Below are 14528 nucleotides of genomic sequence, written 5' to 3' on the forward strand. Positions count from 1 at the left end.
CAACAAAGTGACAATTTAGAGACAAATAACAGGTAAAAAGAAGCTGTTTGTCAGTCAACCTAGCAAAGGCGATCGCCGAGATTAGATTGACATGCCAAAGTAATGACCGTCACCTCTGGGGGACACAAAAATCGACCGGGGGCATAAGTTCCTAAGCCGCGATTGACGTACATTTGGTTCTCACCAACTTGGTGAAAACCCTGCGCCCATTCCCAGTGACGCACGACTTTAGCGCACTCAGCTTGCATAAATGGCATCCAACGCCGCATATTTTTAGGCAGACTGCGGCGCAAATCTTGATACCAGGTAATAGCGGGACCAATACCAGGTAAGGCAAACTGACCCCCATGAGTGTGACCGGATAATTGTAAATCGACGCGCCATTTTTTTAACGGTACGGCTGTGTCTGGATTGTGAGATAAGACAATTCGAGGGATTTGCGGGTCTAGCTGTTTCATCACTGATTTAGCATCAAACTCCCGCGACCAATAATCAGCTAGTCCAACTAAAGGTAATTTTTTCCCAAATGGGTAAGCAATTTCATTCCACAACACACAAATACCCACGCTTGTCAAGGCTTTAGTTACTTCGGCTTTGGAATGGGGGTAATGGATATCGTGATTGCCCAGGCTAGCATAAACTCCATAGCGACTTTGCAGGTGCTTGAGTCGCAAGACTAACTGATGGATGGGGCTGGGATCGTCGGTCACATAATCGCCAGTTAAAACGATCAGATCGGGATCGGCTTCGTTCGTAGCCGCGATCGCCTGCTTTAACATCTCTTCTGAGAGCTTAACACCGTCGTAATGCAGATCGGACAGTTGCACTATCTTCGTCCCTACCAAAGATGCAGGTAAGTCGGCGATCGCTACCGTCAGTTTCTCTACACTCAAAGATCCAGTCAATAGCCAGTGCATACAAGCTTGGGTTCACTCCTCAAACAGCGCGATTATAGCTTAGCCGAAGCGACGGATGACGCGAAATATACTGGATAACATCTGCTGCAATCTGTGGTTTTGTTCGTAATTTTGGCGAGTTTGAGCAAAAGTTGCCTTACTATTCACTTCTGATAAGGTGGGATAGATGTGAATTCCACTCAGAGCAGATAGTTTTAGATTATGCGACATTGCCAATATAATCTCATGAATAAGTTCGCCCGCCGCTGCACCAACTAAATGAGCGCCGAGTATTTGCCCGTTACGTTTGGTAATAATCTTAGCAAATCCGGCTGTCGTTCCGTCAGCTTGAGCGCGATCCACATCTGCATATTCTTGTTTGACAACTCGAATATCGTTACCATACTTTTCCCTGGCTTCTTGTTCCGTCAATCCCACCCTTGCTAATTCTGGCTCGGTAAACGTTGCCCAAGGAATGACGCGATCGCTGACTTTAAATATTGGTAAAAACAAAGCATTTTTGAGAACGATATTTGCTTGATAACTAGCAACGTGGGTGAATTGATAACCGCCCAAAACATCGCCACAAGCGTAGATATGGGGATTGGAAGTTTGCAGTTTAGAATTGACTTCAATTCCCTTTTTACCTACTTTTACACCTGCTGCATCTAAGTTCAAAGATTCTACGTTTGGCGATCGTCCGGCTGCAACTAAAATTTGGTCGGCAACGATCTTTTCTTTTCCTGCCCAAATATATTTTTTACCATCTACAACTTCGATTTTTTCCGCTTTGGTATTGAGGAGAAAATTAATACCTTCAGATTTAAATTGTTGGTGGATAACTTCAACTGCTTCTGGATCTTCCTTGGGAAGGAGGCGATCGCGGCTAGCAATAATGGTAACTTTCGATCCTAATCGAGAAAATGCTTGTCCTAACTCACAACCGATTGGTCCCCCACCAATAATTGCGAGTGTATCTGGACGTTCGGTAATTTCAAACACTTCTTCGTTAGTAATAAATCCCGCTTCCTTCAGTCCTGGTATTGGTAGCGTGGCGGGACGAGAACCTGTAGCGATGACAAAACTTCTGGCTTTGAGGCGGCGGTTATTAACTTCAAACGTTTTCTTGTCAACGAACTTACCATCACCAAAAATCACTTCTACACCCAAACCCTCAAACCTTTCTGGCGAATCGTGAGGTTCGATGGTAGTAATTGTATTTTGGACGTGCGCGATCGCTTTAGCAAAATCAATTTGCGGATCGTTACAGTAGATCCCAAATCTTCCCGCCTGTTTCACCTCATAAGCCACGCGAGAAGCGCGGATCAAAGACTTACTAGGGACGCAACCATACCAAAGACAATCACCACCCAGCCGATGCTTTTCAACTAACGCTACCTTCGCCTTAAGTGCAGCGGCGACACCAGCCACCACCAAACCACCCGAACCGCCACCAATAACCACAAGATCGTATTCCACAGCCATGACAAGTACCTTTAGGAGAAAGCGCGATCGCTTCTTTCCCTATCATGACAGCCTGCTACTAGAGTCGCCAAACTTATTGAATCACATCAACAGCTACTTTTTGCATTCTTCTTCGCGTCTTTGCGTCTTTGCGTGACATCAATCGGAGAATATAACTAAGTACGAGGAAATAAAACAGCTCTCCCTTAATCTAGTATTAGAGAGATGCGATCGCACCCCCTATTTCCATTAAAAATAACAAACAGCTCATTAACTATCACTTTGCAGCATCGAACTTAACTCCAACGCCAACCACCGCTGAAATAGCCGTTCTAAAATTTCTTGAAATCTTTCCGAAGTTAACTGAGCTGAAAAAAATTCTTCTACTAATAGTAAACAATAACCTGTATCAGTTTGCAGAGGACCGAGCGCCTGTCCCACAGCACCACTAAAGACGATCGCTGCTATATCTGGTTGTAACTGAGACCGATAGATTCTCCCCTCATAACCGCATTGAAGTCGCCGTTGTTCGCTAATATCGTAGAAGTGTGCAGCTTCATAAAAGCTAATTTGACCCTCTTGCAATCGATATAAAATCTCTAATGCTTCAGCTGCACTCGACACGACAATTCGATAAAGTAAGACTCGTTCAAATTCACTTGGATGTTGGTTAAAGAATCGTTCTACTTCTATAGAAAAAAGACGTTGATTTAATTTTTCAGCCAACAGGCGATCGCGAATACTAGCTTCCCAAGTTTCTCGATCGAGCAGCCGATCTGTCAACCAAGTTAACAAATCGGCATCCATTTCTAAATCGCGATCGCGACGCTGGCGCTCTAACTCAGCTTGAATTTCCTCAGCTTCAACTGTTAAGCCTCTTTCCCGTGCCACACGTTCGATGATTCGGCGATATAAAATCTGCTGACAGACTTCCTTTAATTGCAAACTCTTTTGCAAGTAACTAACGATCTCAGCAAATTCTATAGGTAAACCAAAAAAATCAACGGACTGGGGTGCGGGATTCATAAATACAACCACTTGTCATCGTAATATTGAGTAAGTTAAGTGGTGACTATTAAGGCTTTTTAAGTAAGATAAAAGCTGCGTCTTAATACAAAAAATTTCATTATAATTTTCCAATTCGAGCTAACTAGTTGTCCCAAAACGATTGAAATAAATTAAATATATTTCGCATTCTAGAGCTACTAGAACGAGATCTACGTCTACCAGATCCACCAAAAAGCGGCATGGTAAACGCTAAAGTAATTTGCGATAATTTGTAACTCGTACGGCGAGAAATAGAACTGCCATCCGTAAACTTATCTTGAGCATCAGCGAAAGTGTCTATATCAGTTTTTTGAAAAAAGAAAGAACCAAAGAAATCTTCCCAGCCAAATCCACCCACTACAGCTTCTTGTTCCCGATCGGATAACTCATCTAACAGCCGATCGCTCTTATCTTCATTAGGTTCAGACATATTAATATCTACTCCACTTAAGGTAAGAAAAATCTTAAATTTTCGTCAGGTTTGTTACGCAAAACTGATAAAGAACCTTGAAGTTGTAACTTTCCTCGATCGAGTAGCACCACCCAATCAGCGCGATCGATCGCACTCGGACGATGGGTGATAATAATTGTAGTTTTGCCCTTACGGTAGTTTAACAATCGCTCCAGAACTTGAAATTCACTCACCGGATCGAGACCAGAGGTCGCTTCATCTAAGATAAGAATAGGTGGATCGCTGACAATAGCGCGGGCGATCGCTAATCTTTGTCGCTGTCCTCCAGATAAATTTGCGCCAAATTCCCCTAGAACTGTTTGATATTTATTAGGTAACTGACTGATAAAACTATCAGCATCCGCAATTTGACAAGCTTTAACAATTTGCTCGAACGGAAGGTGAGGATTTCCTAAACGGAAGTTTTCTAAAATTGAGCGACTCCAAAAATGAGGTTCTTGAGGAATCAATACGACTTGCTGACGCAGACAATCGATCGCGATATCTGACAGATTATACGTCCCAATCCGAATATTTCCTGATTGGGGTTCATATAAACCTGCAATTAATTTGGCTAAAGTACTTTTACCACATCCAGATTGACCGATCAAAGCAATAACTTGTCCGCCAGGAATCGTGACTGAAAAATCTTCTAGTAGATCGACTCTGCCAGCGTGATGAAAGTAGAGATTCGTACACTCAATATCTGCATCTGGTAAGATTTCAGCAAAGGGTTTATGAATGTCTCCAACCGCTTCTGGAGTTGCATCAATTACTTCTAAAAGGCGATTGACTGCTGTTTGAGAACGAAAATATTCGTCTGTTAAACCAACTAGAGAGTTAATTAAACCAACAACATTAATCTGCATCGTATTAAACGCTAGCATTTGCCCGATGCTGAGTTCCTTATTAATTACTAAAATGCTACCGAATCCTAGTAAAGCGATGCCACCAAGACTACTTAACGTTTGAGTGAAAACACCGTTAATAATGCCAATTTTAATTGTACTAAAAGTCAAATGTGCTAAACGACCAAAACGACTTTGAAATTCATCCCAAAATTGGGGTGTAGCCGCTGTAGTCTTCATCACCATCGCGCCTTTAAAAGTTTCTACCAAAACACCCTGATTTTCTGCCGATAAAACGAGAAGGCTGCGCGTTTTCTGCCGTAGAACTGGTAAAAACGGTAGCGTTGATAAAATCATAATTGTGGCGATCGCCATCACCGCCAAAGTTAGTTTCCAGCTATAAAATAGCATGAAGCCAAACGAAACTAGGGCAACAAAAAACTGGCTGGGTAGATAGGCAACAATTTGCGAGACCAACTGATTGATTTCAGTAATATCTCGCAAGCGACTGACAATTTCTCCACTACGGCGAGTTTCAAAATAATCTAAAGGTAGATGCAAAAGTTTGCGTCCAAATTCCAAGACTAATCCTAACTGCAACTTTTGACTAAAATGAGCAATCATTGTAGTTTGTAATAGTTGCATCGTACTGCTAAACAGAGTTGTAACTACCACAGCAGCTATAACAACACTTAGCAGTTGAACATCTCCCCGTACTAGAACATCATCTGTGAGAATTTGAATTAAAAATGGGCTAGCTAAGGCAAGTAAACCTAAGACAAGATTAATGCCCAAAGCCTCAATCAGTATGGCTCGATAAGGTAATATCCGTTGAAAAAAACGGATAAATCCGCCTAAAGAATCTTCTTCATTCCAATTATAAAAGCAGCTAGGATCGGGAGTTAGCAAAAGCATGATGCCATTCCATGCTTTCATTAATTCTCGCCTGCTTAAGTAGCGAATACCCGCAGCTGGATCGGCAATGACGTAATTCTTACCCTGTCGCCCGTACAATACTACCCAGTGGTTGCCCTGCCAATGCACGATCGCTGGTAGAGGAACATCATTAATATGGTCTACCACCTCTCGCGAAGCTTTAACTGGTCGAGTATTGAAACCCAAGGACTCCGAACCACGCCTTAAGCCCAACATCGTTGTTCCCAACTGTCCAGTACTGACAGCTTCCCGCGAACGATTAATACTTAAAACCCGTCCGTGATGTCTGCAAATTGTAGCCAGACAAGCTGCCCCGCAATCTTCCTCGCTTGCCTGTAAGACACATGGATATTTTTTGTTAAACAGGCTAACCATAATGGGTAATTGGTAGTTGGTAGTTGGTAATTGGGAAGCCGTAAGTCGTAGGGGCGGGTTTTTTGAAGATCCCGATGAAAAAACAAACAGTACTACAATTAAACCCGCCCGTACACAAGTCAGAAGTATTTCACGCACCACGCACCAATTTACAAATCCGTCAGTAGTCTTGCTTTTCTCAGAATGAATTGCAGTACGGTTTCGGAACGAGAAATAATATCGGCTGCACCTTCCATCCCAGGTTGCAACCGACAGACGCGATCGCCTGTACTGACAAATTCATTATCCGGCTGAATCGTCACTTCATAGATAGACGGGGCGATCGCTCCTAACCCCGCGCTAGCTGCGGGTATTGCATCTGGAGCAACAGCTTGAACTACACCTCTGAGAGTGCCGTAATCGGGATAAGGACAAGCAGAAACACGCATTTGAACTTGTTGCCCGGGTTTGACTTTGCTAATATCTGGTTCTGCGACACGAGCTTTCACCACTAAGGAAGCGTCACGGGGAGCAATTTGGGCGATCGCATCCCCCATGCCTACCACCTGTCCTGAGTTACGCAGTTCTAGCTTGAGAATTGTGCCATCTGTAGGGGCAAGAATAAATGTCTTTCTCAGTTCCAAGCCAGTTTGTTGTAGTTCTTTTGTATCCCGCTCTTGTTGATTTTGCAGGGCAATTTTGTTAACGATCAGGTTTTCGCGCTCTCTGTTTAATGCAGCTACAGTTGCAAGTCCTCTGGCTTTGGCTTGAGCAATCTGCTCGTTAGCTATAATCACCGTGGCATTACTAGGATTGAGGCTGGCTTCAGCTTGTTTGAGTTTGGCTTTAGCTGCTTTGAAAGCTTGTTCTTTTTCCTTAACTTGCAATTGGGCGATCGCACCTGTATTTGCTAGTTGTAGATATCTTTGCTTCTCTTCCTGTGCCAATCCTAGAGCAGCTTGAGCTGCTTGTACTTCTGCAATTGTGGCAATTTCCTTAGTTTGATATTCTCTACGTTGCAACATCAGTTCCGCGGCTGTCGCAGCTACAGAACGCTGCATTAAGTTTGTCTCAGCAGCTATCTGACGATCTAAGGAATTAAGTTGAGCTGTAATTTGTACTAATTGTAAGTGGCTCTGCTGAATGTTGGTTTGCAATTGTTGTTTCTTAGTTTGAAGTTGTGAATTGTCGATCTCAGCAATTGGCTCACCTTTTTTTACAGCTTGATTTTCTTGCACGTTAATGCTTGTAATCGTTCCCTCTGTTGCTGCCTGAACAACCCGTAGTTCTCCACTCGGACGGATATTTGCAGGTGCTTTGACTGTGACGTTGTAGCTGAGCGTGGCAGCTAGAGACACTCCTACACTAAAAATAGCGATCGCCATCCCGCCGCCGAGCGTTGTCAAAGAACCGATTGGGGGGATAAACTCATCAGTTTCAACTGCACCAAAATTGGGATCGATTTCGCTTATCATGGCTACAAACTCTTAGTTCGGCACTTAAATTCCATACCTAGAAAAACTAGGTTATTCAGGCAGTTAGAAAGAGGAAGTTTCTAGATAATCATCTTGGGAAACATCAATTGTTCCCCTACTCCAAATGGAGATTGCCATGCAATTGGCTCTATTATCACTGGTTTGTCTCGTTTCCCTTTTTGAGAATCTGAGTCTGTACTACCTCCATCTGATGTTTCGGTTTTAATGTAATACTGCTTGTTGTTTTCGTACACCTTACCACCAGCCACAGTCTCTTGTTGCTCCTCAGATAAGTCTAGAAATAATTCTAAGGATTGGTTCTTGGAAAAGAACATGTTTGATACCTCGCTTATTGATTGCTATCCACTTAGTCAAGCTAAAACTATCAACAAGAAAACTGCCCGCCTCCTTGTAGGAAGTCTAATAAAAAGATTCCAGAGCCTTGTTCCTTTGCATTGTTCTTATTTGTGCAACGAGACGATCGGAGCGTGCAAAATGAAGAATTTAGGAGGCTCTGGAATCTATTCTCAGGTAGTTTGTGCAGATAAACGCTCTACCTTATCGCAGTTTTTTGTCAAATGTTGCACGTCACGTAAATTAGCTTAATTTGGCAAAGAAATCCTTATAAGCTGCGGTATTAACATTGAGAGTATCGTGCTTGAAGCTTTGCAGATTCGTACTACCCTTTGGAGTCGATTCCTGAGCCACTTCTAGGTTTGTTATGGTTTCATCAGTTTTGAAATGAGTCGCCAGCTTATCTTTCAAAACATCGCCTGAGCTGCCACCACCTGCAACCAACTGCTGCTGATCCTCAGACAATTCCACAAATAATTCAGACTTGATATTATTAGCGATCATGGGAAAATCTCCTGTGTTTAAACTAGTGATAGCGCTTACTAATTGAGTTATCTCTAGTAAAGAGCTTGCGGATTTATTGCCGAAATAAATTAACCTAATTTAGCAAAGAAATCTTTATAAGCTGCGGTACTAATATCGAGAGTACCGTGCTTGAAGCTTTGCAGATTCGTGCTACCTTCAGGACCTGACTGTTGAGCTACATCCAGGTTGGTTAAACTGTTATTGGCTTTGTAGTAAGTAGCAAGTTTGTCGCGAAGCTCATCCCCTGTAGAACCACCACCTGTAACTACTTGTTGTTGCTCGTCGGATAAATCTAAAAACAATCCAGATTGCATATCTGTATCGAACATAGCTTTAGCTCCTTCTAAATTTAGATGTTAGATATTCAACCACTAACTGCATAAGAAATTGAATATCTATCTATTAACAAGATAGAAAAAGCAACTGTCGAATTCCACAGCGTATCTCCCCAATACACTAGGTATTTACCCTAAGTATATCTACTGGCGTTTTTCTCTTTAATACAGAATTACACATTTAATTTCTATAGTGTATTTACCTAAAAAACTAGGTATGTTCCCTGAGTGAGATTACGCTCAGCTCAAAAATTCAAACTAACATCTATCTTTCAGATGATATACGTTAAGAGAGACTATTTTTCTTGCTGATTTACCATCAAAAATAGTCTGCAACATAAAACCAAGCTATTGCAGAAGCTATTCTGTCTATTGAGTTAGCGATCGCTACTCAAAGGCAAAATATTAGCAACTTCTGCATCTAGCTTGGTTGAGAAAATAAATATTTTCAATCTTTAGACTTAGCGCTGTTAACCGTCAACTATTAACCATCAACTATTAATTAGATGGCGTTCTCTGGCAAAGCACGCAAGTTCTACTCTATTGTTGGTTCCAGTTTTACACAGTAAATTACTAACATACTTTTCTACTGTTCGAGGACTGAGGTATAAGCTAGAACCTATTTGAGAATTTGATAAACCTTTGACTAAAAGTTGAAGTACTGCTTGTTCTCTCTTAGTTAAGGAAAAATCATCGAACGTCTTAGTATCAGTTGTCCTTTCCTGTTGGTGCTGGTAAGGATTATAGCGCGGTGTATCGACTCGAATAGTTGGTTCTTCTTGGCTTGAAGGATAGTGTATTGTATTATAGGTTTTGCCTTGTTGCTGTTCCATATTTTGTTGTTGAAGCCGTAAGCGCCATTCCCACTGCATTAATTGGGAGATTAACTGCGATCGCTCTAGTAAATTACGCACCACAGCATATAATTCATTCAATTCAAAGGGTTTGGCTAAATATGCATCTCCCCCTACTTGATAGCCGCGAATTCTTCCTTCAGTATCTGTTCGTGCTGTCAAAAACATTACGGGTAGGAGTCGAAATGTTGGATGCTGACGTATCCACTCAATTAACTCGTAGCCATCCATCTCTGGCATACTAATATCAGTAATGACGAGATGCGGTTGACATTCCTCAATCTGCTTCTGCGCTTCTTTCCCATTCTCAGCTGCGATCGCTGAATATCCCCACTGCTTCAAAGAACAACTCACCAGCAGACGAATAGCCGGATCGTCATCGACGACAAGGATTAATAATGACATATTGTAAATTTTTCTCTAACTATTTTGAGTTAGCTGCCGCGAACTGACTGCCTAGTAGAAGATAGACAGTCCCCGATCTAGAGAAATTGGAATTCCTTGACACCCTGAGAATAGAAACTTGAGTTCTCTTTGTTCTCTCTTATTTTTTTATCGATACCAACTTGAATCTAAAAAAGTATGAGTGTTTTATTCTTTATTCTGTTACAGAGTATACTCTATTTTTTTCTTTTTTTTCAATTGTACTGTCTTTGAAAAGCAGAGACTCTACCATAAGTCAGAGTTCTCTAGTTTGAATTTATGTAACCAAACTTACTGTAAGTGAAATACAACTTTTTCGGTAAAAATTGCTACTAATAAAAACTGATGCTTACTTGTCACATTCTACTACTAAAATCGCCCTGCTTGTTTCAGTTTACTAATTTGCTAGTTGCTACCATTTTGCGATCGCCTAAAATTTCGGTTTCGATGCTGAGAGAACTGGAGTAGTTAGTATCAACGACAAAGTCATTGAAGGGAATAGATACAATAATAAACTGTTTTCATCTTAATGGGTAAAAAAGCAATCCTTCCTTTCACCCATAGACACTAGACCAAATAAGGGTTTTAATGATCTTAGCCCCGCGTCTTATCTGTCTATGTCCTCATCCCTGCAACCACCATACATACAGGATTTCACTCACTTCGAGCAGCACGTAGCCAGAATTTTTCACAGACACGGGTGGACGGTTGTGACTCCCGAACAAAACCAAGCAGGTTACGATTTAGTTGTCAGTAAAAGCAATATTGTGGCAGCTGTTCAAGTCAAGTGGCTCAAAAATAACGTTGCCGCACCGCAAATTTTAAAGTTTGTTGATTTTCTTGAATCTCCAGCAGCTTGTCAGTTTAATTATGGTATTTTCATTACTACAAAAGATTATAGTGGACCAGCTCGCGCCCTAATTAAATCTTGGGGAAAAGATGCAAGAATTCGCTGTGGCATCGCTTCCGAACATAAAATTACTTGGGTAAATGGCGATGACGGTACACCTCCACCCCAACCACCAAAACAAGACAAGATTTATTTTGGGATTTTCACTTGTAAAGGTGGAGTTGGAAAAACCACAGTTGCAGCGCACTTGGCGGGAGCATTTGCCTTACAAGGATTCAATGTTGCTTTGGTAGATTTAGATCCAGAACAAAACTTACATAAATTAGTAGGAGATGGGGTTTACGTTCCTAATAGTAAAGGTACGGGTACAACTATTGAAGTCTACGATGCAAGAGCTTGGGATGAAAACGCCGCCCGTGATTGCAAAATAGTTATATGTGATTGTTCTCCTGCTTTAGAACGCAACCCAAGAGAACTAATTGAGAAATTTGATTATTGTATTATTCCTACAACTTTGAATCCTCTAGGTATTAATAAACATGGAATCGTGATTCAAGATACAGTGCAAAAAATTAGAAGTATTAATCAAGCTGCTCACCTATTTGTTTTAGTTAATAATTTTAGAGATCCAGGAATTAGACGATTCAAAATTTTAAAAGAGTCATTTTTATCGGTTTATAAACATATTAGCCAGAACGATAAGAAGTTTCATTGTATCGATCCAGAACAAGTTTGCATTCGTACTAGCGACCAACTATACTACTGGGGAATCCATATTCTAGAGAATCCCGATAATCCATCGAGTGAACTAGCATTTCAGCTTATCGGTGGCAAGTGTTATCCGCGAGATGATTTTATTAGCTTAGTCGATTACATAGAAAGAGAAGCAGGGATCGGAATTCTGCGAGAATAATAGGGGATATTGTCACTAGAACGCATAAACATGGAAGATTTTAATTTCATCACCCCTCTGGGACTATTTGCAGGAGTCCTGACAACGATCGCATACTTACCCCAGTTGATCAAAACTTGGAAGACGAAATCAGCTCACGATCTTTCTTGGAGTATGCTCATCGTTTTATGTACGGGAATAATTCTGTGGTTGGTTTACGGCTTTTACGTACACGATATTCCTATCATCGCCGCCAATATCGTAACATTTATTTTCGCTGGAATGATTTTGATGCTGAAGATTCGCTATAAATCAGATCCTAGCGAAGAGAATTAACTTTGTCCAAATGTACCTCATAACCAATGTAGAGATGCACGAGATCGCGTCTCTACAAATTTTTCAACATAACTACCAACGCTGTTACACCTACAACAGTCATTAATCCTGCTGGCATGAATTTGCGTGTTTTTATCAGACGAGTAGTAAAAATAATCACTAATATTGCTGTAACTATAGCAGCTAACCCGAGACCCCAGGCTTGACCAAAAGATCGCGCAACTCCTCCCAGAATCAGCAATAAACCGCTAGCAGTACCAGAAATCAGCGAAGCCTGACTCTGAGCTTGCTTATAGCCAATCGCGCCGCCAACTATGGCTAAAATCCCATACGCGATCGCCGCAACCACACCTGGATTCATTACCTGAAGATTTGTTCAATAATTTAACTATTATTTCATTTTTTCAAACATATAAACGTATATTTTTGTATCCCAGAGCAATTTACCATCTACCAAGAATTTGTAATAAATTCTCCCAGACTCCAGTAGCGATCCTCCTCAAATTTAGTTGGTAAATCTTTTCATCTAGCACAATTCTCAGCTAACAGGAAAAATTCGATTGCCAACTAATGCTAATTGCTGCACATTCTCATTATGAGTATTTTCATCTGTAGTAAAGTGCTTGTCAATCAATTCTGCAACCTGCTCGGTTTGTACGCGGGTATATCTAGTTTTATCGGGCATCACCACGACATTTGGTCCAGCTTTGCACTGTTTGAGGCAACCAGTAGGCTTAATTTCTACCTCATTTTCCAAACCGCGCTCATTCAAAGATGCTTGTAATGCTTTACAAACTCCGTTTGCACCCCGTTTGACGCAATCAGACTTCTGACACACTAAGATACTAGCTTTTGCTTTGGTTTGTCGTTTAACAGGTGTAGCAGGAGTCATAGCTGGCGGTTGGCGATCGATAACGATCACTCGTTCTGCCTTCAATTTGAGCGAATCTTTTTTATAGTCAAACTTTCTCTCACCAAAAATTTGTACTACATCCCCTAAATTCAGGTTTAACTCCATAGGTGAACGCAGATACTTGGGTAGTTTGACTCGATATTCACCTTCTAAAGTGCCAACTTGCAAATATTTACGCTTATAGCCATCTTCTAATTCAAACCTGAGAAATTTTCCCTCTAAGCTAAAAGCCGATACTTCTTTACCAAAGCGACTACTCATTGCTTTATCACCTTCGGATGAACGACAACCAATGCTCGATCTACGGTTTTACCAGCACTGTTTTAACCACCACACCAAATCTTGGCGAGATGCAGTGAATTGTCTCAAAACACTACTCAATTGAACTGCCGTTGTGGGATCGGCTATCTCAACTTTTAATGGCTGTCCGGCATCGCACCAACAAGGAATCTCTAACTCTTGTAAACGTTGATACACCTGCCATCTATCTGCCCATTTCACTTCCACAATTTCTCTAACTTCCGGTTCGCAACCTAACGGCTTCAACCCCATACCCTCCGATGCTCAAATTACATTTCGTCATCTTATTGCCGTGACTAGCCGTGCTAGTTGCCGACAGTTTAACTTTACCCAATAGCATACCCTAAATGCAAATAATTCTCATGATATTTGCAAAAAACTTTCTTTAATCAAGGGTTGTCTCAACAGTCAAAAGCACTGAAATACATAGCGATCGCGCTGTTTAAAGCTTGACTAGAGAGCGATAATGAAAGTAGCAGTGAGTTATCGATAACAGCATCACAACCAGCAAAGAGAGGAGAACCATGTCTGAGGCAACAATTCTACGGAACTTCGGTCAGGTATATGACAACCCTATTCTGCTCGATCGCAGTGTCACCACTCCTGTTTGCGAAGGATTAAATATTGCTCTTGCTAGCTTTCAGGGTTTGTACCTGCAATACCAAAAACATCATTTTGTTGTTGAGGGTGCAGAATTCTATATGCTGCATCAGTATTTCAGCGAAAGCTATGAAGAAGTCCAGGGACACGTTCACGATGTTGGCGAACGTTTAGATGGACTGGGTGGCGTACCCGTAGCTAGTTTTAGCCAACTCGCCCAGATGTGCTGCTTCGAGCCAGAACCAGACGGTGTTTTTGCTTGCCGTCAAATGGTAGAACACGACTTAGCAGCAGAACAGGCAATTATTGGGTTAATCCGTCGTCAAGCCGCTCAAGCAGAAAGTTTAGGCGATCGCGCTACCCGTTACTTATACGAGAAAATCCTACTCGAAACCGAAGAAAGAGCATATCACTTAGGGCATTTCCTCGCCCACGACAGCCTAACGTTAGGTTTTATGGGGAACGGTTCTAGGTAGGAGTGAGGAGTGAGGAGTGAGGGAAAGAAGAGAGCTGAGGGAGCTGGGGGAGCAACTGCTATTCGCAATTTGCAATTAAGCAACTAAGCAACTTTTCGCTCCTCTCCCTCTTTTCTCTCTCCCGTACCATTTTTCTGCCGTGCAGCTACAACTTCAGGGTTTTCTTCCGCACTAATGGCTTTTTCTCCATCTAGCCAGA

The 14528-nt window shown here is 41.7% G+C and carries 16 protein-coding genes; 3 read left to right on the top strand and 13 right to left on the bottom strand.

All coding sequences use genetic code 11. From position 1 onward, the window contains the following. Positions 1 to 59: 59 nt before the first annotated feature. The 10 genes from DSM107010_RS29115 to DSM107010_RS29160 all read right to left on the bottom strand — a co-directional run bounded on the left by DSM107010_RS29115 (position 60) and on the right by DSM107010_RS29160 (position 9944). The gene (locus DSM107010_RS29115; protein ID WP_106166894.1) at positions 60 to 917 is read right to left on the bottom strand and encodes a metallophosphoesterase; all 858 of its coding nucleotides are present in this window, start codon (positions 915 to 917) and stop codon (positions 60 to 62) included. Positions 918 to 956: 39 nt separating this feature from the next. Then, positions 957 to 2381 (bottom strand): dihydrolipoyl dehydrogenase family protein, encoded by a 1425-nt coding sequence (locus DSM107010_RS29120; protein ID WP_106166893.1) that lies wholly within the window; start codon positions 2379 to 2381, stop codon positions 957 to 959. A 249-nt stretch (positions 2382 to 2630) separates the two neighbouring features. Next, entirely contained in the window at positions 2631 to 3386 is a 756-nt protein-coding gene (locus tag DSM107010_RS29125) for a peptidylprolyl isomerase (RefSeq protein ID WP_015155329.1), read from the bottom strand. A gap of 124 nt (positions 3387 to 3510) precedes the next feature. Further along, a complete protein-coding gene (locus tag DSM107010_RS29130; protein WP_106170498.1) occupies positions 3511 to 3837 on the bottom strand; it encodes a hypothetical protein in 327 nt (108 codons plus the stop codon). A gap of 17 nt (positions 3838 to 3854) precedes the next feature. Continuing rightward, on the bottom strand, positions 3855 to 6017 hold the full coding sequence (locus DSM107010_RS29135) for a peptidase domain-containing ABC transporter (RefSeq protein ID WP_106170496.1): 2163 nt from the start codon (positions 6015 to 6017) through the stop codon (positions 3855 to 3857). A gap of 149 nt (positions 6018 to 6166) precedes the next feature. Continuing rightward, on the bottom strand, positions 6167 to 7471 hold the full coding sequence (locus DSM107010_RS29140; protein ID WP_127024549.1) for an HlyD family secretion protein: 1305 nt from the start codon (positions 7469 to 7471) through the stop codon (positions 6167 to 6169). Between the two features lie 80 nt (positions 7472 to 7551). Next, a complete protein-coding gene (locus tag DSM107010_RS29145) occupies positions 7552 to 7806 on the bottom strand; it encodes a CTB family bacteriocin (RefSeq protein ID WP_106169044.1) in 255 nt (84 codons plus the stop codon). 262 nt (positions 7807 to 8068) lie between these two features. After that, the gene (locus DSM107010_RS29150; protein WP_106169043.1) at positions 8069 to 8329 is read right to left on the bottom strand and encodes a CTB family bacteriocin; all 261 of its coding nucleotides are present in this window, start codon (positions 8327 to 8329) and stop codon (positions 8069 to 8071) included. Between the two features lie 89 nt (positions 8330 to 8418). Beyond that, the gene (locus DSM107010_RS29155; RefSeq protein WP_106169042.1) at positions 8419 to 8679 is read right to left on the bottom strand and encodes a CTB family bacteriocin; all 261 of its coding nucleotides are present in this window, start codon (positions 8677 to 8679) and stop codon (positions 8419 to 8421) included. A gap of 497 nt (positions 8680 to 9176) precedes the next feature. Further along, complete coding sequence (locus tag DSM107010_RS29160; protein ID WP_106169041.1) at positions 9177 to 9944, bottom strand: response regulator transcription factor; 768 nt, start codon at positions 9942 to 9944, stop codon at positions 9177 to 9179. Between the two features lie 635 nt (positions 9945 to 10579). Here DSM107010_RS29160 and DSM107010_RS29165 point away from each other — a divergent pair. After that, complete coding sequence (locus DSM107010_RS29165; protein WP_015155337.1) at positions 10580 to 11725, top strand: nucleotide-binding protein; 1146 nt, start codon at positions 10580 to 10582, stop codon at positions 11723 to 11725. Positions 11726 to 11755: 30 nt separating this feature from the next. Continuing rightward, entirely contained in the window at positions 11756 to 12040 is a 285-nt protein-coding gene (locus DSM107010_RS29170; RefSeq protein WP_039716960.1) for a SemiSWEET family sugar transporter, read from the top strand. Between the two features lie 52 nt (positions 12041 to 12092). On the opposite strand, the gene DSM107010_RS29175 is transcribed toward DSM107010_RS29170, so the two are convergent. From DSM107010_RS29175 to DSM107010_RS29185, 3 genes are all read right to left on the bottom strand, one after another. Then, the gene (locus DSM107010_RS29175) at positions 12093 to 12401 is read right to left on the bottom strand and encodes a TMEM14 family protein (RefSeq protein ID WP_106169040.1); all 309 of its coding nucleotides are present in this window, start codon (positions 12399 to 12401) and stop codon (positions 12093 to 12095) included. Between the two features lie 177 nt (positions 12402 to 12578). Beyond that, positions 12579 to 13214 carry a (2Fe-2S) ferredoxin domain-containing protein gene (locus tag DSM107010_RS29180; RefSeq protein WP_015155340.1) on the bottom strand — a complete coding sequence of 212 codons (636 nt, stop codon included), beginning with the start codon at positions 13212 to 13214 and terminating at the stop codon, positions 12579 to 12581. 48 nt (positions 13215 to 13262) lie between these two features. Next, complete coding sequence (locus DSM107010_RS29185; protein WP_015155341.1) at positions 13263 to 13505, bottom strand: Asr1405/Asl0597 family protein; 243 nt, start codon at positions 13503 to 13505, stop codon at positions 13263 to 13265. Between the two features lie 272 nt (positions 13506 to 13777). Between DSM107010_RS29185 and dpsA the strand changes: the two genes are divergently transcribed. Then, entirely contained in the window at positions 13778 to 14329 is a 552-nt protein-coding gene (gene dpsA, locus DSM107010_RS29190) for a DNA starvation/stress protection protein DpsA (RefSeq protein WP_015155342.1), read from the top strand. The last annotated feature ends 199 nt before the right edge of the window (positions 14330 to 14528 follow it).

The sequence above is a fragment of the Chroococcidiopsis cubana SAG 39.79 genome, assembly GCF_003991895.1.
GTDB lineage: Bacteria > Cyanobacteriota > Cyanobacteriia > Cyanobacteriales > Chroococcidiopsidaceae > Chroococcidiopsis > Chroococcidiopsis thermalis.